The sequence below is a fragment of the Bartonella grahamii subsp. shimonis genome (genome assembly GCF_036327415.1).
GTDB classification, from domain to species: domain Bacteria; phylum Pseudomonadota; class Alphaproteobacteria; order Rhizobiales; family Rhizobiaceae; genus Bartonella; species Bartonella shimonis.
The window spans coordinates 830,867-847,110 of record NZ_CP123961.1 but is presented as its reverse complement, the minus strand read 5'-3'; the positions used below and the strand labels follow the sequence as shown (position 1 = coordinate 847,110).

The window sequence follows — 16,244 nt, the reverse complement described above, 5'->3', positions numbered from 1 at the left end:
GTGACATGTCTTTTTTCTTAAATAATTTGTCAAATAATATTATAATGTAATACATTAAAAACTGTTATTAATAAATTATAATGTAATGCTTTAAAAAACTGTTATTAATAAACTGAAACAATTCAAAGGCGAGTTGTATTTGCTTGATGCCAAAAAAGATCAATCGGCATCCCCTACCCCTTCACCTATTACTTCTCAAAGTTATGCTGTTGCTTCAGGGGCTGCTGATCATAGCATATCTCTTAATGATGCTATTCCATTTTGATTGAAAAAATATGACAAAAAGAAAAAAACGTGCAAAACGCGGACGTCCTCGGATTAAGGATGTATCAGAGAACCAAATGGACGCATTTCACGAGCAAAAACACCGCATGAAGCCATGGATAAATTGGCAATTGAAATGCGTGCCAAACGCTTCTGTTTGACCATAGAAGAGGCTAAAAATCCGCTTTCCGGTACCTATATCGGGCGGCTTTATTTGCAAGGCAAAATCAATCAAGACCAATATGATGCTGCACAAAAATATCTTGAAGTGAAAAACAATTACCTATGTGCAAAAGGATTGCCTAATGCTGTTTATGATGACTTTACTCCTTCATCAAATGAGGAGGCACAAAAACGGTGGATTGAAAGAGCAACTCATTGTTATGAAGTGACGAAAGAGGCTATCAAAGAAACACAACACCTCTATAGACAGTATAATCTTTATGCTGCATTACAATATCTTGTTATAGAAGATCAATCGCTAACACATCTTGTTAGTTCTTTGCGTATTGTTCTTAATGTGCTTCATAAGCACTTTAGCCGTTAAAAAAGAATTGACATCAGATGAAAAATCACTAAAATGTGTATATATTTACACATTATGAGTTTAGGGAATGGAACAAGATAGCCGAAAAATCATTGCAAAATTAAAGCGTGATGGCTTTGAACTTGTCAAAGTAAAAGGCTCTCATCATAAATTAAAAAAAGATGGTAAGGTTGTTATTGTTCCACATCTTAAAAAAAATCTTCCGATTGGTACAGCACGTTCTATCGCACAACAAGCAGGTTGGTTAAAAAAAGGAGAAGAAAAATGAAAAGATTTTTTGCCCTTGTTCATAAAGATGAAGATTCTGCTTTTGGTGTTCAGTTTCCTGATTTTGAGGGGCTTTTTTCTGCTGCTGATGAGGAAGAAAATTTAATCGCAAACGCAACAGAAGCACTTCAACTTTATTGTGAAGATATAGATATAGTGCCTATTCCTTCAAAATTTGAGGAAGTCATACAACGGGAATCTGTCAAAATAGCTTTGTCAGAAGGAGCTTTTTTAATACAAGTCCCCTTTATTGAAAATGATGCAGAAGTGGTACGTACGAATATATCTATTGAAAGAGGACTCTTACGTGCAATTGATGATTGTGCACAAGAAAGAGGTTTAACAAGATCTGCTTTTTTGGCAACAGCAGCGCGTCACGAGCTTAATATTTAGATTTTCTTCTTTTTTAGCTGTGTCAATACGTACCTTTTTGTTTCTAAAAACACCATATTTAGGTAAAAAAATAAAAAAAATACAAGATCATGATTTTTTTGTTGACATGATGTAAAAAATCGTATTTAATGATGGCACTGCACTGGTCGTATTGTGCCTAAAATTCAAAAATATCCCCTAAAAATTCAGTAAAATGTGAACTTGAAACGTGGCTAGAAAGCCCTGTTTTCTGGGGAATTCTGACTAATCTATTTTGCAAATAGCAAAAGCTATTAAATGACATTTATTGACTAATGATGTCATTAATTATGACTCAAAAGGAGCAATGATGAAAGTAATCATCACTAAGCCAATGTGTGTTGTTGGAGACAATAAAAGCACTGTTCGCTTTGAACCATCAACACCCAATAATCCATTTGTTGAAGTTTCTAATCAAGTCTACGCCCGACTGAAACGAGCAAACGCTGCAAAACCTTTTGTTGACGTCAAGACAACAGCAAAACCTGACAAGGCAATTGAACAAATTAAGCAGATAGAACAAGAAGCCGTACAAACATCGTCTGAACCAATGACAGAGAAAACCTCACTCGAACAGCCAAAGGCATCTAAAGCTTCCAAATCACCTACCCCCAAAAAGGCTTAGAAGTTGAAGTTAATCATCCACCAAAAATGGTATCTTCAACAGGTAAAGGATACCTTCACCAGTCTTCAAGCACCACGCCTTAATTGGGCTTTGCGTAATGCTCTAAACACCTCTGCAAAACAAGTCGAACGCTTTGCAGAAAAACAAATTGCTGATGTTACATCAGCCAAATCAAAGCGTGTCAAAAAAGGCGTTTATATTAAAGGAAAGGCTACAGCAAAGCTTCTCGAGACAGATATCATTGGTTCTGGAACACCGATACCTCTTAAATTTTTTCAAGCAAAAGAAACAAAACGCGGCGTAACATACAAAATGTTCGGAAAAAAAGAAATCTTACCCCATGCTTTTATCAAAGGTGGGAGTTTTCCAAAGCGTGTTGAATTAAAAAAGCTAAATGGTAATGTGTTTCAAAGAGCGGATGGAGATCAATTCCCTATTGCAAAACAAGAAGGACCCTCAATTGCTGGGGTGATGTCCAAGCCAGAAATTGCAAGTGCTATCGCACAATATGCCAATGAACGATTAACCAAAAATATACAGTACCAACTTGCTCGTCAAGAATATGCAGCCAATAAGAAAGCTAAATAATGTTCTTAAGCTATATCAACACACTACTCACTTTAATTGTAATTTTTAAAGCAGATTATCACTTGCGCTTTGTTTTTTTCCAGAAAAAATACAATAAAATCAATGCAAAAGGTACTTCCCAGCGGGTTGGGTCTGTTGCGGGGCAGGCTAGCGCGAACTATCGCTAGCGACAGAATTTTCAAATTGACTGTACATTGTACACTTAACTCATTGATAAATAACAATTTCAATATGTACACTGTACAGTATGTGAAACGTTTTCTTAGCAAAAAGTAATTTTTGTTACTTGACAATTCTATAGTAATAGGTATTTTCGAATCAGGTGCCTCAAAAACACCTTAAACGAACAGCGGATAGATTGCCGACACAATTTTTCTTCCGCACATTAAAGGCTTTGACTCATTGTATGTTACACGCATATAATGGCATTGTCGGGTGTAGTTGCGCTATACAATACCCTTATGGGAAAAGCATAACGGCGGACTTGCTACCGTGTTTCTTAACACCCGACACTCTTGTAGAGTGTTATTAAGAAACATCTAAGTAGCAAGGAGTTCTTTATGAACAGTCTTATAGAAATTAAAGAACAGGTTTATTGATCAGGAAACTGTTCAAACTGTTAACGCTCGTGATTTGCATGCGTTTTTAGAAATAAGTAAAGATTTCTCTACTTGGATTAAATATCGCATCAACAAATATAATTTATTAGAAAATCAGGATTATTTAGTTTTCACCAATTTTGGGGAAAACCTCCAAGGTGGTCGTCCCTCTAAAGATTATCATCTAACTTTAAGTGTAGCAAAAGAGCTTTCTATGCTTGAGAACAATAAGAAAGGTAGAGAAGCGCGTTTATACTTCATTGAATGCGAAAAGCTTGCAAAACAAGCAGCTACCCCACAGATAGCAGCACCACAAGTTGATTATTCCAAACCGGAAGCATTGCTTGGTGTTTTGAATCACTTACAAAGCCAAATAGAGCAGAAAGATCATGTTATTTCTGAATTAGCACCAAAAGCAAAAGCTTTGGATGGCTTAAAGCGTTCTGATGGTTTGTTCGGTTTGATAGAAGCAGCAAAAATGCTTGAAGTACGACCTAAGGACTTAACTGATTACTTGCGTAAACATGATTGGGTCTATCGACGGGCTCCAGGGGCGCCACTGTTACCTTATCAGGACAAGATCAAGAAAGGCTTTATGGATTGCCCTGCTATCACCATTCAAAGACTGGATGGTACAGAGAAGGTACTACCTTCAACGAAAATCACATCCAGAGGATTAGCATGTTTGAGAGAAAAAATCTTTGGGGGTGTGCAATGAAGGTAGATACCAACTTCTTATGCAATTTATGGATGGCGTTGTATCAGTTTTCTAGACATGAAAATATGAGCAACAAAGATTGTACCGCTCTGGTTGACACTATGAGTGTAGTGGAAAAAGCTTTGATTTTAAAACTTCAAGATGATCGGTTGATGCCAAGTATTCTTAAAATCTTAACAGTTCTTACAGATTTTGGAGATTCAGAATTACCGCATAGCATGGATTCTTTGTTGCGAGCTTACGAACCAAATTTGGAGAGCCCTCTTGTGAAAGCGGCTTAGATTTAAAAATATGCCCCTTCCCCCCCTTCAAAAGTGGGGAAGTGGTAGTATACTCAATCATTCGCATATAAATCATCAAATAGTTCATCTACAGAATTAAATTTTTTTAAGCTACCTTTATCTATTTTGGCAAATTCACCTGCTTTTTCAGTTTGTAATACACTAACGTCATAAGCAGCTTGCATGTTGAGCCAAAACTCAGCTGTAGTATCAAAAAAGTAAGCTAATCTGAGAGCCGTATCAGGAGTTATTGGACTGTTTTCTGCAACAATACGTTCTATTCTCGTGCGTGGAACATTTAATGCTTTTGCAATGGCATAAGCAGAGAGAGCATATTCTTTTAAATATTCCTCTCGTAAAATTTCTCCAGGATGAATAGCAATATAATTTTTCATCTCAACCTCTTATAAATCAATGATAATCCACTATTTCAACTTTATAGGCACCATTAAAACACTACTCAAAACAAATACCAAAATAACTTTTAATGCTACCTTGGCTTTTTTACAGCTCTTTGATTTAACAACCACTTGCTTTTTTTAAGACTTCACCCATACGTGTTCGCCAGTCTTTTCCTTGTTTTTTAAAAGAAGCAATAACGTTTGGGTCAAGGCGTAGAGTAACCGCTTGTTTGGGAGATTCAACTGGTGGACGCCCACGTTTACGGCGTTCTTCTGTTACATATTTAAAAAAGGAGGGTGGTAAAACATCTTTAGCTGGCTTTAAGCCTGCAAGTTCTTCATCTGTTAGTGGTGGAGAATCCACAGCGTCCCAATCTTCTTTTGTATAGCCACATCCTGTTTCAAAGGTTTTTTTGATAGTCATTGAAAACCTCTCTTTCTTTTTTATTCGCTTGACGAAAACTGATAATGGATATCGCTTCATTGCCAAGCTTTGCAAAAACAACAACTGTTGTACCATCAGCAAAATGTCCAATAGCCTTCATGCGGTTTGAATGGGTTGCATCAATAAAAGCATGTTCCCAGTCAAAGTAAATAACATCAGCAAAATCAAGCTTATGTTTAACAATGTTTACAGCTCTTTTTGGTTCATCCCACACTATCTTCATATATTTTATGTACACGAAAAATATAATCGCATCAATAATTAAAGTGTACAATAATTCATATACCTACTTCAAAATGGAGCAACTATGAATAAGAAGCATCGGGAGGGGATATCGCTTCGTGCCTTTGCCAAAAAGATGGGTGTTTCACATAATGCGGTGGTTTCTCGGATAAAGACAGGTAAATTTGATGCAGCTCTTTTTGAAGATGGTTCTGTCAATGAAACTCTAGCAACAGCTATCTGGAATGAGAATCAAATAAAGCGCCCTGCTTCCCTTTTAGCGCCTGATGGAAAGGTGCGGACAAAGATCAAACAAGCCTCCACAGATGGAGCCAATGAATACAAGATAAAACTGGAGCGAATGCAAGTTGCGCTAGCAAAAGAAAAGATTGCTCTGGAAAAGTTACGCGAAACAACCGTTGACCGTGAAGAAGTAAAGAGAGCAGCTCGTGAGTTTGGAAGAGCACACCGTGATGCTATGTTGAATTTTCCTCATCGTTTTGGTGCAAGCATTGCTGCACAAGTTGGATGTGATGCAGCTAGCCTTATCGGTGCTATCGATTATTACATGAGAACCGCTTTGCTTGAGGCGGTTAATATTCCAGTGCCTTTTCATGATCCTCATTCTCCAGAGTTAGAGAACTTGCAAGAAACGAATAATGGATGACAATGCAGTCGAAGAATTCTTTGCCAATGCCAATGACGCACGACAACCAGACCCACCGTACACGGTTTCGCAATGGGCGGATAAGAATAGGTACCTTAGCACCGTAGCAAGTGCTGAACCTGGGCTTTGGAGAACAAAACGCACCCCCTATTTGCGCGAAATCATGGATAATCTTTCCTCTCACAAACCTATTGAAACAACAATTGTCATGAAAGGGGCGCAGGTTGGTATGTCTGAAGCAGGACTGAACTTTTGTGGTTATGCCATTCATTATAGTCCGGGACCTGCCCTTTATGTGATGCCGACAGTTGAGACAGCGAAGAAATTATCAAAAACCCGTCTTGACCCAATGATTATGGCAAGCCCTGCTTTAAGCGAACGCATTGCCCCAGCACGGGCACGCGACAGTGGTAATACAATGTTTTCGAAAGAGTTTGATGGTGGTGCATTGATGCTGACAGGAGCAAACAGTGCAGCTGGTCTGCGTTCTATGCCTATTCGTTATCTGATTTTGGATGAGGTGGATGCTTATCCTCTCAGTGTGGATAACGAAGGTGATCCGGTGATGATTGCCGAAAAGCGGACCTCAACCTTTGTGCAGAGAAAGATTTTTAAATTGTCTACACCAACCCACCGTGACACAAGCCGTATCGCCAAAGATTTCGTGCTAGGAGACCAGCGATATTACAATGTCCCTTGTGATGCATGTGGTGTTCTACAGCCCATTGTTTGGTCACAAATTAAGTGGCCAAAAGGTGCCCCCGAAAAAGCTGTTTTTGTTTGTGCGCATTGTGGTCATGAACATGCCGAGCACAGAAAAACAGATCTTATGAGTGAGGAAAGAGGTGCGTGCTGGGTGCCTACGAGTGAATCAAGTAGACCGAATTTGCGTTCTTACCATATTTCGGCACTCTATTCACCTTGGCTTACTTGGGGGGAATGCGCAAGAGAGTTTTTAGATGCCAAGGATGATCCAGCGCTTTTGCAGCCTTTTGTCAACACAGTGCTTGGAGAGCCGTGGGAAGACAGAACAGGTGAAGTTGTTGACCCTGATAGCCTCTATGCAAAACGTGAAGATTATCCCCTTGCACCAGAACAAGCCGTGTTGTTAACAGCGGGCATTGATGTGCAAAATGACCGCTTAGAACTTGAAGTGGTGGGATGGGGACGCAGTGAAGAAAGCTGGCATATTGATTATCACGTCATTCCTGGTGATCCCTCTTCTTTTGAAGTATGGGACCAATTGGATGAATATCTTACAAGACGCTGGCCACATCTAGGTTACAAAGACGGCATCAAGATAACGGCGGCTTGTATTGATACCGGTGGTGGACACACACAGGCGGTTTATAATTATGTGCGCCCGCGTGAGGGACGACGTATCTGGGGGATTAAGGGGCAAGCGGGATGGCGTCCAGTATGGCCGCGCCGCCCAAGCAGAAACAACAAAGGACAGATCAATCTCTATATTGTTGGTGTTGATGCAGCAAAAGATATTATCACGGCACGGTTTAAAAAATCTGGTCCTGAAGCATCGGGGGCTGGTGCAACACACTTTCACAAAAACCTTGATCGAGAATATTTTGACCAGCTAACCGCTGAAAGAAAAGTCATCAAATATTTTAAAGGCTTTAAGCGCATTGAATGGCAAAAAAGCGAAAAGGCAAGAAATGAAGCCTTGGACTGTAGGGTCTATGCTTATGCTGCTTTACAAGGTCTGATTTCGGCAGGAATAAACCTTAATCGAGAAGTCGATATCTTAGAAGAGCGTTTGGAAAAATTTAAAATTGAGGGCTCTTTAGAGCAGCCAACATCAGAACATGTGCCCTCTCCTTCTCCAAGAAGATCTCAGATAGCACAACCTCAAAGGAAACAATCCAGAACGGTGATGAATCCTTATATGCAAGGGGATTGGAGGTAATTTATGGGTACAGACTTGAACCAAGTAAACAGCAAAACTGACAGACTGGAAAGTTTAAAAAGGCGGCGTGAACAAATTGAAGAGGCTCTTTATTCGGGAGCACAATCGGTGCGCCATGGCGATAAGCAAGTCAGCAACCGTTCTGTTGAGGAACTGCGCAGAGCGCTTGAGATGCTGAACACACAAATAGCGGACCTTGAAGGACGCAAGCGTTCACGCGTTTTCTATTTTAATATATCACGAGGCTATTAATGGCTGGCTTTATCAATAAACTCACAGGCTTTTTTACAATTTCTCGTCAACACAATCCCCATTTTGAAGCGGCAAGCAAAAGCCGCCGTATGGGTGGTTTTGACCCCGCCAAAAAACATATCAATAAAGCCATTGAGGAATGCGGTGATACCATTGTTGCCCGTTCAAGATGGCTTTATGACAATGAAGCTCTTTATGGGTCTGCAACGGAGGAATGGGTCTCTGCGGCTGTCAGTGATGGGATTAAACCTTATCCTCGTATTGAAGGTTTTCAAGAAGAAAAGAAAAAGCTTTTAGACTTATGGTGGCAATGGGTTGATGAAGCCGATTATGATGAAGATACCAGCTTTTATGGACTTCAAGCAACCATTGCACGAGAGGTCTTTTTAACCGGAGAGTGCTTTGTAAGATTGCATTATGTTGATCTCTACGGGCGCTCTGGTGTGCCTCTTCAATTGCAAGTTTATCCCACCGAAATGTTGGACCTTTCCTACAATGGACCGGCTGAGATTGAAGGCAATTACATTCGTATGGGGATTGAATTTAACGCCAGTGGTAAGCGTGTTGCTTATCATTTCTGGGAACATCACCCCTATGATGATTGCCCTGCAAACAGTGCATTTAAGAGCCAAGAGCGCGTGCGTGTTCCTGCTGAAATGGTCCTTCATATCAAAGAGCGCCGTATTGCCGGACAATTGCGCGGTTCTCCCAAAATAACGCGCTGTATGACAAAAATCTTTCAACTCGAATCCTATGATGACGCAGAACTCGATAGAAAAAGGACGGCGGCTCTTTTCGCGGCGTTTGTCAAGGACAATTCACCAAACGTCGAAAAATTATCCGATAATCGTGATAAAAACAACGTTGAAGAAGAATACAAAGCGCCTGTCATTGCGCCCGGTGCATCTCTTTATTTAGGAGAGAATAAAGAGGTTACATTCTCAAATCCTGTTGAGGTTGGTGGTTCTTATGAAGCTTTTCAATTTCGCAATATCTTGAAAATTTGTGCAGCACTTAATATGCCTTATGCCGTTGTGACTGGAGACGTTACGCGCGGGAATTTTTCAAATGTGCGCACCTCCATCATTCAGTTTAGACGTCATGTTAAACAATGGCGTGAACATATCATTGCCTTTCAGTTTAATCGCATTATATGGGAGCGTTTTGTTGAAATGGCAGTGCTTGTCAAATGCGTCAATTTGCCAGGGTGGGAAGAAAATCCCTTGCCATGGCTTCAATGTGAAAGCTTTGCGCCCCCACTTGAAATGATTGATCCAAACAAGGATATCTCAGCGGAAAAAGAAGAAATCCGTGCAGGCTTGAAAACACGACGCATGGCACTTGCCGAGCGCGGCTTTGATATCGACAGCATTCATGCCGAAATGCAAGAAGAACACACAGATGCTCGTGCGCGCGGCTTATCTTTTGACACCGATATGGCGGCACCGGCTGGTAGCAATCAAGTAATTGATACCGCAATTTCAGACCCTTCTGAGACTTATGAAAGCAACCAAGGCAGTGAGGCACATGCAAATGGTGAATAATCTTGATATGCCGTTTTTGGCATCACGGCTTTTTGGTGTTCCCCTCATGCTTGCCTCCACAAAGCTTGATATCATTTTGAATGCTCTTGCACCACGGCTTTTTGCAGGAGAAAAGTTTCCCCTTAAGGCTTTTGCGCAAGGGGATACGGAAGCTTTAAGACCCCCTGAAACTTATGTAGTACAAAACAATATTGCTATACTACCAGTTCATGGCACGCTTGTGCGCCGTGGTGCATGGCTTGGGGCTCTCTCAGGATTAACCTCTTATGAAGGTTTAAGGGCTTCTTTTCGTGAAGCCATTGCACAACCTGATGTTCGCGCTGTTTTACTGGATATTGACAGCGGCGGTGGAGAAGCCGGCGGTGTGTTTGATTTAGTTGAAGAGTTTCAAACACTCTCAAAACAATACGACAAGCCCATTTGGGCGCATGCTAATGAATTTGCCTGTTCTGCAGCTTATGCCATTGCCTGTTCTGCTTCTCAAATATGGGTTGCTCGTACAGGGGTTGTGGGCTCGATTGGGGTTGTTTGCGCCCATCTTGACCAATCCCGTGCAGATGAAAAACACGGGCATAAATGGACCTTTGTCTTTGAAGGTGATCACAAAGTTCATGGCAATCCTCACGAGCCCTTGGCTGATACAGCACAGATAAAAATGCAAGCAGATTGCGCCCTGCTCTACGAGATGTTTGTCGATTTGGTGGCGCAAAACAGACGCTTAAATGCTGATGCAATTCGTGACACGAAGGCAGAAACTTTTATAGGCAGCCAAGCTATCAAACTTGGATTAGCAGATGCGCAAGGGACCCTTGCGCAAGCTTTGGAATCCTTAACGGATTCCATATCACAAAACCCAACAGCAACAACAAAAGAAGGACAAAACACATGGCACGTACACAATACCGCGCTGAAGAAGATGATGATGAAAAAATTGTCGACATCATCAATGACGAGGAAGAGGACGAAGACGATAGTGACGTCGACAAAAACGCCGAAATCTTTGACGAAGAAGAAGACGAAGAGGACGAAGACAATGAGGACCATGAAAACAAGCGCGAAGATATGAAAGCCGTGCTTGAAAAAGAAAGAAAGCGCGCCAAAGCACTGACCAACCTTGAAAGGCAAGCAAAGCACTTAGGCGTTTCTTTTGACGCAGCAAAAGCTATTCAAAACGGTATGAGTCTCGAGAAAGCACGCCAGTGTGTGTTGACGGCTGCTAGCTCTCAAAGCGCGTCTTTAAAAGTCTCGCCTTATGCTCCTCATAGTGATGGGACGAGCAAGGCAAAGATTCACGCAAAATGGGAAGCAGCTTGGAGGGCAGTGAAATGACGAATATTATTTATGACGACGTACGCAATGGGGCTTATCTTGGACCCTATGACCCTGATATGTCAAACGAGGAAGTGGTTTTTGCATCAGGAGCATTCATTGAAGCGGGAACTGTCATGGGGAAAATTACAGCATCAGAAAAATACATCCCCCTTAATCCAGCAGCATCAGATGGCAGTCAAACACCGGCAGGGATTTCTTTTGCCACTGTTGACGCAACAGGCGCCGATCAACGCGCTGTGATTACAGCACGCTTATGCACAGTGAAAGCTTCTGAACTGCTATGGCCAGATGCCATCACAGATGAGCAAAAGAACGCGGCCATTCAGTCTTTAGAAGACAATAACCAAAATTATGTTACAATGCGATAGGAGATTATACGTATGGATATGAATTTTTTTAAACATGATGCTTTCTCAAGCATCACAATGATGAAAGCCATTGAAAACTATGAGTTTAAACCTGGTATTATCGGTTCTCTCGATCTTTTTGAAGAAATCGAGACGAGTACAGAAATCGTTGGCATTAAAAGGAGTGACATATCACTTATTCAAACCAGTGAACGCGGTATGTCTTTTGCAAATGATGACAAAACTGATTGCCCTCAATTTTATCAAACAACACGGATTGCCAAAAGTGATACCGTAAAATCAGAGGAAATCCAGAACCGGCGTGAATTTGGCACAAAAAATCAACTCGAGACAGCAATGAAATATATTGCCAGAAAACAAAAGAAACTGATTTCTGAAATCGAATTGACATGGGAAAATATGCAGCTTGGCGCTGTTCAAGGCGTTGTCCTTGATGCCGATGGCTCTGTCATTGTTGACTGGTACAAGGAATGGGAAATTACACCACCAAAGCCCATTGACTTTAAACTGAATGTTGAGACAACCAATGTTGCTGACAATGTTGATCAAGTCATTATGAGGATGATTGAAGCTTCAAACGGGGCGTTTTCTGATCGTTCACGCATTATTGGGCTTTGTGGGAATGAATTCTTTTCCAAATTGAAAAACCATAAAACAATTCGTGAAACCTATTTAAACACAGCTTTAGCACAGACCCTCAATAGCGCCGGAGGTGTTGCAACACCAAGTGCAATTGGTTCTGGAAGTTTTGGCAGTTTTGACTTTGCAGGTGTCACTTTCATTAATTACCGGAGTATTCACAACTATAATGTGAGTGCGAAGGCTGGAACAAAGCGCGCCATAGGAATTAAGCCTGATGAATGTCAATTCTTTCCTGTTGATGCGCCTGGTGTATTCCTGAAAGCTTTTGCACCAGCAGAAACCGAGAATTTTTCTCATACGATTGGAAAACCTCTCTACACCATTCTTATTCCAGATCCTGATTACAATACATGGGCCGAACTTGTGGTGTACAGCTATCCGCTTTACATCTGTACACGCCCTGAAATGCTGTTTAAAGCCGTGATTGGAGCGAAATAACATGCGATGGCACGGGCTGCTAAATCAAATGGTTAAAGATGTACGCAATACCTTTGGGCAGCCCATCATCTACACGCGAAAGGACAATCAACAATCGTTTCAGATCACAGCGATTTACACCATTAAACATTCAGAATCGGAGGCCGGTGGCAGAATCCCTACCACAATTGCAAGAAAAGAACTTGATCTTTGTATCAATGATATCGGCGGCTTACCACCAAACCCTCAAGATAATGTTGTAATCATTTCCCCTGAAGACAGCAAAGCCCCTCTTCTCAAGAGCACTTCGTGATCACAGATGTCCAAGCCTCTGAATCCGGTATGTATAAGCTTATCTTGCGAGAGATAAAGTAAGGGAGGTTTATATGGTATACCTTTAAAATCAATAAGCTTTTCCAAGAGCTCTAACCACTGCTGCAAATCTTGGACTTGGAATCGTACTAAATTGGTAATTCCATGGTGCCCCGGTACGGTGACTGATGCGACATCGTTGGTATGTTATAGCTACTGATGCAATTCGTGTCCAAGTAGTCCTTTCATTATCTTCAGGGCTTTCAAATACAATAGCTTGATTTGTTACTAAAAGACGTCCTAAAATTGGAGTCTTTTCGCCAATATCGAAGGTAACGTGCTCTTGAACTCCCAATAGTTTTTCATTACGCGCTAAACGATAATCATATTCACTTGCGTCAAGTTCTTGAAACATTTTACATGCTTCCTCAAAATTAGAGGGAGGAATATCTGATTGCCACAGAGCAACTTCTTCTTCAAAGCGTTTTTCCTTTTTACTTGCAATATAGGCAGAGATAATCAAAGGTAAAACGATAAGTATTGGCACTAATAACCATAGTGTAATACTTATTATTACGACAATACCTCCAATCAGTAAAGCACAAAGAAGAAAGATCTGTACCCTCTTTTCTAACCGTTTTTTTTCAAGTTCCGGCGACATTTTATTAACAACTGATAAATCAGAGGAAGGATGGATATGGGGAGGAGGCATTAAAACCTGCTCTGAAACTTTTTCTTCAGAAAGTTTTTTGCGTTTATCTTGCCAATGAACAAAAATAGACAATGCAATAAATACAAAGAAAATTAACCAAAACCAGCTCCAAAAGCCTAGCCCATCATTTTCGTCTGATTTTTTGTCTTGAACATGGATACTGTGCTTATCAGTATTCTCAGGTAGTGCCCGTGTTACGCTTTCATTTTGAGTCACAACATTTATTAATAAAGTCGAAGATGAGGAAAAAATTTCATTATTGTACGCAACTTGATCTGGATCGATTTTGTGAAAAAAAAAAGCACCTAATATTGCAGAGCTGAGAAATAATAAAACTCCAATGCCAAGGGTTTTCAATCCATTTTTACGCCATTTTTTTATACACACTAAAACAAGTCCGACAACCATTACCGGTAACGACAATAAACATACGATCACCGCAATTGTATCAAGTATGTCGAGCATTATTTTCCCCTCCACTATAAATAAAAAAGAAAGCTAATAGATCTGAAGTGAGTCGATAAATAAAGTAAAGATACGCTTATTTATTTTTAAAAAAAAGTGATATTACTGTTTGACATTGTGACAGGAGTATGAATAATCGAATCAGGTGCCTAAGAAACACCTTAAAACAACTAGCGGATTGGTTGCCGAAATAATTAGTCTTCCGCACATTGTAAAGACTTTGACTCATTATATGCTACATGCATATAATGATCGTGTCGGGTGTGGTTATGCCATAAAATACCTTCACGGGGAAAGCGTAACGACGGGCTAGTTGCCGTGTTTCTTAGCGCCCGGCGCTCTTTTAGAGTGTCATTAAGAAACCTCTAACAACTAGGAGTTCATTATGAACACACTTATAGAAATATCAGAACAGGTTATTGATCAGGAAACTGTTCAAACTGTTAATGCGCGTGAGTTGCACGCATTTTTGGAAATTACATCAAAGTTTGCAGACTGGATTAAAAATCGCATTAAAGAATGTAAATTTCTGGAAAATATAAACTTTATAACGCTTTCTAAAAATTTAGAAAACGGTGGAAAGGTAAAAGAATGCCACATTACATTAGACATGGCTAAACATCTTTCGATGATAGAGCGTAATGATAAAGGGCATGAAGCACGTCAATACTTTATCAAATGTGAACGACTTTTGAAACAAGTCACAACACTATAAATAGATTACTCAAGTCCTCAAGCAATGATAGGTTTCTTGAATCATCTACAAAGCCAAATCGAGCAGAAAGATCATACTATTGCTGAATTGACACCAAAAGCAAAAGCTTTGGATGGCTTAAAACGCTCTGATGGTTTGTTTGGTTTGATAGAAGCAGCAAAGATGCTTGAAGTACGACCTAAGGATTTAATAGATTACTTGCGTAAACATGATTGGGTGTATCGACGTGCTCCAGGGGCGCCTCTGTTACCTTATCAGGATAAGATCAAGAAAGGATTCATGGATTGTCCCGCTATTACCATCCAAAGACTGGATGGTACAGAAAAGATGCTGCCTTCAACAAAAATCACATCCAGAGGATTGGCATGTTTAAGAGAACAAATCCATGGAGGTGTGCAATGAATAGCAGTGTCGATTTTTTGTGCGATTTATGGATGGCATTGTTTAAGCTTTCCAATCATCAAAGCGTTGGAGATGAGGACTGCAATGCTATAGTTGAGGTAATGGAATCGGTCGTAGATGCTCTGGTTTTAAAGCTTCAAGATGACGTGCCCAATATTACAAAAATCTTAGCAATTTTGACAGATTTTGGAGCTTCAGAACTTCCACATCGTATGGATTCTTTGTTGCGAGCCTATGCTCCTACTTTGGAGTGCCCTGTTGTAAAAGCTGCTTAACTTTAAAAACATAATTTTATCTCCCCGTTCTCAAAAATGGGGAGGTGGTTAAGAGGCTTCTTTAGGTAAAAATTCGAAATGAACAGGCTTAAAACCCGTTAAGTCATAATCTGTAAGATCAGCAGTATCAACAAAGTTTTCTGCTTCTTTATCCGTCTTAAAAACGGGCATTTGTTTTAATTTAGAGGTTTTCATAAGAATTAATTTTCTTTTAGTACGTATAGACTTTTAAAAGATTCAAAGTTTAGAAGAAATGTATCTGTTTAAACTCACACCATTTTCAGCGGCTTGTATTGCGAGTTTTCTATGGAGCTCTGGTGGTATTCTTAATTGAAACTTACCACTGTATTTACCATGTGACAAAGGTACAGGAACTTCTTCTCCATTATGTTGCATGTCCTCAACAACTTCTGAAACAAGGTCCATAATGCCTTTTAAAGCTTTCTCTGCTTGAGAATCTAACCATGAAAGGGATGGGAATTCTGCACACAATCCGACATATTCCTCATCTTCTTGCGACCACAAAACACGATATGTATAATGATTATTGTTCATGTTTCATCCTTTCTATCGCTTGTAAGACTTGTTTGACTTGATAAGCTTTTGCTTTGTTACCAGAATCTTTTTGAATATTCACACGGGGGTCACCAAGCCACGGGGTTTTAAAAACAAAGTGGCTTGTACCATTGTTCCGCGGTTCTCCAAAAAAATGTACACACACAGCCAACAAATCTGAAAACTTAATGTTCTTTGGTGATGCTTTCATCAAGCTGATTGTTTTTTCAACTTTATTACTCATAACCAATAATAGTATCATTATTAATCCTAGTCAATCATTTTATACACTTAATT

General features: G+C 40.2%; 22 protein-coding genes and 4 pseudogenes. 19 read left to right on the top strand and 7 right to left on the bottom strand.

The annotated features are described in order from the left end of the window. Window positions 1–112: 112 nt before the first annotated feature. From QHG57_RS03775 to QHG57_RS03740, 8 genes and pseudogenes are all read left to right on the top strand, one after another. Window positions 113–265, top strand: a pseudogene (locus tag QHG57_RS03775) (single-stranded DNA-binding protein); the annotation flags it as partial. Window positions 266–379: 114 nt separating this feature from the next. Beyond that, window positions 380–811 carry a hypothetical protein gene (locus QHG57_RS03770; protein WP_419196689.1) on the top strand — a complete coding sequence of 144 codons (432 nt, stop codon included), beginning with the start codon at window positions 380–382 and terminating at the stop codon, window positions 809–811. Between the two features lie 67 nt (window positions 812–878). Continuing rightward, window positions 879–1,079 carry a type II toxin-antitoxin system HicA family toxin gene (locus QHG57_RS03765; protein WP_330168551.1) on the top strand — a complete coding sequence of 67 codons (201 nt, stop codon included), beginning with the start codon at window positions 879–881 and terminating at the stop codon, window positions 1,077–1,079. Continuing rightward, window positions 1,076–1,471 (top strand): type II toxin-antitoxin system HicB family antitoxin, encoded by a 396-nt coding sequence (locus QHG57_RS03760; RefSeq protein ID WP_012754737.1) that lies wholly within the window; start codon window positions 1,076–1,078, stop codon window positions 1,469–1,471. The genes QHG57_RS03765 and QHG57_RS03760 overlap by 4 nt, the downstream gene beginning before the upstream one ends. 328 nt (window positions 1,472–1,799) lie before the next feature. After that, window positions 1,800–2,114, top strand: a complete 315-nt coding sequence (locus QHG57_RS03755; RefSeq protein WP_317994007.1) for a hypothetical protein — start codon at window positions 1,800–1,802, stop codon at window positions 2,112–2,114. Between the two features lie 3 nt (window positions 2,115–2,117). After that, window positions 2,118–2,702, top strand: coding sequence for a hypothetical protein (locus QHG57_RS03750; RefSeq protein ID WP_330169504.1), 585 nt, complete (start codon window positions 2,118–2,120; stop codon window positions 2,700–2,702). Window positions 2,703–3,262: 560 nt separating this feature from the next. Continuing rightward, window positions 3,263–4,019, top strand: a pseudogene (locus QHG57_RS03745) (antA/AntB antirepressor family protein). Next, window positions 4,016–4,300: a hypothetical protein gene (locus tag QHG57_RS03740; protein WP_330167796.1), complete on the top strand. Its 285-nt coding sequence runs from the start codon at window positions 4,016–4,018 to the stop codon at window positions 4,298–4,300. Before QHG57_RS03745 ends, QHG57_RS03740 begins: the two are co-directional and overlap by 4 nt. A gap of 53 nt (window positions 4,301–4,353) precedes the next feature. On the opposite strand, the gene QHG57_RS03735 is transcribed toward QHG57_RS03740, so the two are convergent. The 3 genes from QHG57_RS03735 to QHG57_RS03725 all read right to left on the bottom strand — a co-directional run bounded on the left by QHG57_RS03735 (window position 4,354) and on the right by QHG57_RS03725 (window position 5,369). Next, window positions 4,354–4,695, bottom strand: coding sequence for a HigA family addiction module antitoxin (locus QHG57_RS03735; protein ID WP_330169503.1), 342 nt, complete (start codon window positions 4,693–4,695; stop codon window positions 4,354–4,356). Between the two features lie 124 nt (window positions 4,696–4,819). Then, window positions 4,820–5,125, bottom strand: a complete 306-nt coding sequence (locus QHG57_RS03730; protein WP_330169502.1) for a BrnA antitoxin family protein — start codon at window positions 5,123–5,125, stop codon at window positions 4,820–4,822. After that, window positions 5,103–5,369 carry a BrnT family toxin gene (locus QHG57_RS03725; protein ID WP_330169501.1) on the bottom strand — a complete coding sequence of 89 codons (267 nt, stop codon included), beginning with the start codon at window positions 5,367–5,369 and terminating at the stop codon, window positions 5,103–5,105. The genes QHG57_RS03730 and QHG57_RS03725 overlap by 23 nt, the downstream gene beginning before the upstream one ends. 84 nt (window positions 5,370–5,453) lie before the next feature. On the opposite strand from QHG57_RS03725, the gene QHG57_RS03720 reads away from it, so the two are divergent. The 9 genes and pseudogenes from QHG57_RS03720 (at window position 5,454) to QHG57_RS03680 (ending at window position 12,886) form a co-directional block, all read left to right on the top strand. Then, entirely contained in the window at window positions 5,454–6,035 is a 582-nt protein-coding gene (locus QHG57_RS03720) for a hypothetical protein (protein WP_330169500.1), read from the top strand. After that, entirely contained in the window at window positions 6,028–7,956 is a 1,929-nt protein-coding gene (locus QHG57_RS03715) for a phage terminase large subunit family protein (protein WP_330169499.1), read from the top strand. Before QHG57_RS03720 ends, QHG57_RS03715 begins: the two co-directional genes overlap by 8 nt. Before the next feature lie 3 nt (window positions 7,957–7,959). Then, window positions 7,960–8,208: a phage head-tail joining protein gene (locus QHG57_RS03710; RefSeq protein WP_317992681.1), complete on the top strand. Its 249-nt coding sequence runs from the start codon at window positions 7,960–7,962 to the stop codon at window positions 8,206–8,208. Then, the gene (locus QHG57_RS03705; RefSeq protein ID WP_330169498.1) at window positions 8,208–9,752 is read left to right on the top strand and encodes a phage portal protein; all 1,545 of its coding nucleotides are present in this window, start codon (window positions 8,208–8,210) and stop codon (window positions 9,750–9,752) included. Before QHG57_RS03710 ends, QHG57_RS03705 begins: the two co-directional genes overlap by 1 nt. Continuing rightward, window positions 9,742–10,818, top strand: a complete 1,077-nt coding sequence (locus tag QHG57_RS03700) for a S49 family peptidase (RefSeq protein WP_330169497.1) — start codon at window positions 9,742–9,744, stop codon at window positions 10,816–10,818. Before QHG57_RS03705 ends, QHG57_RS03700 begins: the two co-directional genes overlap by 11 nt. Further along, the gene (locus QHG57_RS03695) at window positions 10,815–11,081 is read left to right on the top strand and encodes a hypothetical protein (protein ID WP_330169496.1); all 267 of its coding nucleotides are present in this window, start codon (window positions 10,815–10,817) and stop codon (window positions 11,079–11,081) included. The genes QHG57_RS03700 and QHG57_RS03695 overlap by 4 nt, the downstream gene beginning before the upstream one ends. After that, a complete protein-coding gene (locus QHG57_RS03690; RefSeq protein ID WP_330169495.1) occupies window positions 11,078–11,452 on the top strand; it encodes a head decoration protein in 375 nt (124 codons plus the stop codon). Before QHG57_RS03695 ends, QHG57_RS03690 begins: the two co-directional genes overlap by 4 nt. A 12-nt stretch (window positions 11,453–11,464) precedes the next feature. Beyond that, window positions 11,465–12,532 (top strand): major capsid protein, encoded by a 1,068-nt coding sequence (locus QHG57_RS03685; RefSeq protein ID WP_330169494.1) that lies wholly within the window; start codon window positions 11,465–11,467, stop codon window positions 12,530–12,532. A gap of 1 nt (window position 12,533) precedes the next feature. Then, window positions 12,534–12,886 (top strand): annotated as a pseudogene (locus QHG57_RS03680) (head-tail joining protein). Between the two features lie 28 nt (window positions 12,887–12,914). On the opposite strand, the gene QHG57_RS03675 reads toward QHG57_RS03680, so the two are convergent. Then, window positions 12,915–14,000: a hypothetical protein gene (locus QHG57_RS03675; protein ID WP_330169493.1), complete on the bottom strand. Its 1,086-nt coding sequence runs from the start codon at window positions 13,998–14,000 to the stop codon at window positions 12,915–12,917. 385 nt (window positions 14,001–14,385) lie between these two features. Here QHG57_RS03675 and QHG57_RS03670 point away from each other — a divergent pair. Both QHG57_RS03670 and QHG57_RS03665 read left to right on the top strand, forming a co-directional pair. After that, window positions 14,386–15,117, top strand: a pseudogene (locus tag QHG57_RS03670) (antA/AntB antirepressor family protein). Further along, window positions 15,114–15,392 (top strand): hypothetical protein, encoded by a 279-nt coding sequence (locus QHG57_RS03665; protein WP_330169492.1) that lies wholly within the window; start codon window positions 15,114–15,116, stop codon window positions 15,390–15,392. The pseudogene QHG57_RS03670 and the gene QHG57_RS03665 overlap by 4 nt, the downstream one beginning before the upstream one ends. Before the next feature lie 48 nt (window positions 15,393–15,440). On the opposite strand, the gene QHG57_RS03660 is transcribed toward QHG57_RS03665, so the two are convergent. The 3 genes from QHG57_RS03660 to QHG57_RS03650 are packed head-to-tail and all read right to left on the bottom strand — an operon-like array spanning window position 15,441 to window position 16,209. Next, window positions 15,441–15,587, bottom strand: coding sequence for a CopG family antitoxin (locus QHG57_RS03660; RefSeq protein WP_330169491.1), 147 nt, complete (start codon window positions 15,585–15,587; stop codon window positions 15,441–15,443). A gap of 42 nt (window positions 15,588–15,629) precedes the next feature. Continuing rightward, window positions 15,630–15,947, bottom strand: coding sequence for a type II toxin-antitoxin system HicB family antitoxin (locus QHG57_RS03655; protein ID WP_330168544.1), 318 nt, complete (start codon window positions 15,945–15,947; stop codon window positions 15,630–15,632). Further along, complete coding sequence (locus QHG57_RS03650) at window positions 15,937–16,209, bottom strand: toxin HicA (RefSeq protein WP_317993613.1); 273 nt, start codon at window positions 16,207–16,209, stop codon at window positions 15,937–15,939. The genes QHG57_RS03655 and QHG57_RS03650 overlap by 11 nt, the downstream gene beginning before the upstream one ends. Window positions 16,210–16,244: the final 35 nt, after the last annotated feature.

What these genes read in the sequence shown, in the direction of transcription:
- QHG57_RS03770 (WP_419196689.1), top strand. Translation starts at nt 380, where the DNA reads ATGGATAAATTGGCAATTGAAATGCGTGCCAAACGCTTCTGTTTGACC.
- QHG57_RS03765 (WP_330168551.1), top strand. Translation starts at nt 879, where the DNA reads ATGGAACAAGATAGCCGAAAAATCATTGCAAAATTAAAGCGTGATGGC.
- QHG57_RS03760 (WP_012754737.1), top strand. Translation starts at nt 1,076, where the DNA reads ATGAAAAGATTTTTTGCCCTTGTTCATAAAGATGAAGATTCTGCTTTT.
- QHG57_RS03755 (WP_317994007.1), top strand. Translation starts at nt 1,800, where the DNA reads ATGAAAGTAATCATCACTAAGCCAATGTGTGTTGTTGGAGACAATAAA.
- QHG57_RS03740 (WP_330167796.1), top strand. Translation starts at nt 4,016, where the DNA reads ATGAAGGTAGATACCAACTTCTTATGCAATTTATGGATGGCGTTGTAT.
- QHG57_RS03735 (WP_330169503.1), bottom strand. Translation starts at nt 4,695, where the DNA reads ATGAAAAATTATATTGCTATTCATCCTGGAGAAATTTTACGAGAGGAA.
- QHG57_RS03730 (WP_330169502.1), bottom strand. Translation starts at nt 5,125, where the DNA reads ATGACTATCAAAAAAACCTTTGAAACAGGATGTGGCTATACAAAAGAA.
- QHG57_RS03725 (WP_330169501.1), bottom strand. Translation starts at nt 5,369, where the DNA reads ATGAAGATAGTGTGGGATGAACCAAAAAGAGCTGTAAACATTGTTAAA.
- QHG57_RS03720 (WP_330169500.1), top strand. Translation starts at nt 5,454, where the DNA reads ATGAATAAGAAGCATCGGGAGGGGATATCGCTTCGTGCCTTTGCCAAA.
- QHG57_RS03715 (WP_330169499.1), top strand. Translation starts at nt 6,028, where the DNA reads ATGGATGACAATGCAGTCGAAGAATTCTTTGCCAATGCCAATGACGCA.
- QHG57_RS03710 (WP_317992681.1), top strand. Translation starts at nt 7,960, where the DNA reads ATGGGTACAGACTTGAACCAAGTAAACAGCAAAACTGACAGACTGGAA.
- QHG57_RS03705 (WP_330169498.1), top strand. Translation starts at nt 8,208, where the DNA reads ATGGCTGGCTTTATCAATAAACTCACAGGCTTTTTTACAATTTCTCGT.
- QHG57_RS03700 (WP_330169497.1), top strand. Translation starts at nt 9,742, where the DNA reads ATGGTGAATAATCTTGATATGCCGTTTTTGGCATCACGGCTTTTTGGT.
- QHG57_RS03695 (WP_330169496.1), top strand. Translation starts at nt 10,815, where the DNA reads ATGAAAGCCGTGCTTGAAAAAGAAAGAAAGCGCGCCAAAGCACTGACC.
- QHG57_RS03690 (WP_330169495.1), top strand. Translation starts at nt 11,078, where the DNA reads ATGACGAATATTATTTATGACGACGTACGCAATGGGGCTTATCTTGGA.
- QHG57_RS03685 (WP_330169494.1), top strand. Translation starts at nt 11,465, where the DNA reads ATGGATATGAATTTTTTTAAACATGATGCTTTCTCAAGCATCACAATG.
- QHG57_RS03675 (WP_330169493.1), bottom strand. Translation starts at nt 14,000, where the DNA reads ATGCTCGACATACTTGATACAATTGCGGTGATCGTATGTTTATTGTCG.
- QHG57_RS03665 (WP_330169492.1), top strand. Translation starts at nt 15,114, where the DNA reads ATGAATAGCAGTGTCGATTTTTTGTGCGATTTATGGATGGCATTGTTT.
- QHG57_RS03660 (WP_330169491.1), bottom strand. Translation starts at nt 15,587, where the DNA reads ATGAAAACCTCTAAATTAAAACAAATGCCCGTTTTTAAGACGGATAAA.
- QHG57_RS03655 (WP_330168544.1), bottom strand. Translation starts at nt 15,947, where the DNA reads ATGAACAATAATCATTATACATATCGTGTTTTGTGGTCGCAAGAAGAT.
- QHG57_RS03650 (WP_317993613.1), bottom strand. Translation starts at nt 16,209, where the DNA reads ATGATACTATTATTGGTTATGAGTAATAAAGTTGAAAAAACAATCAGC.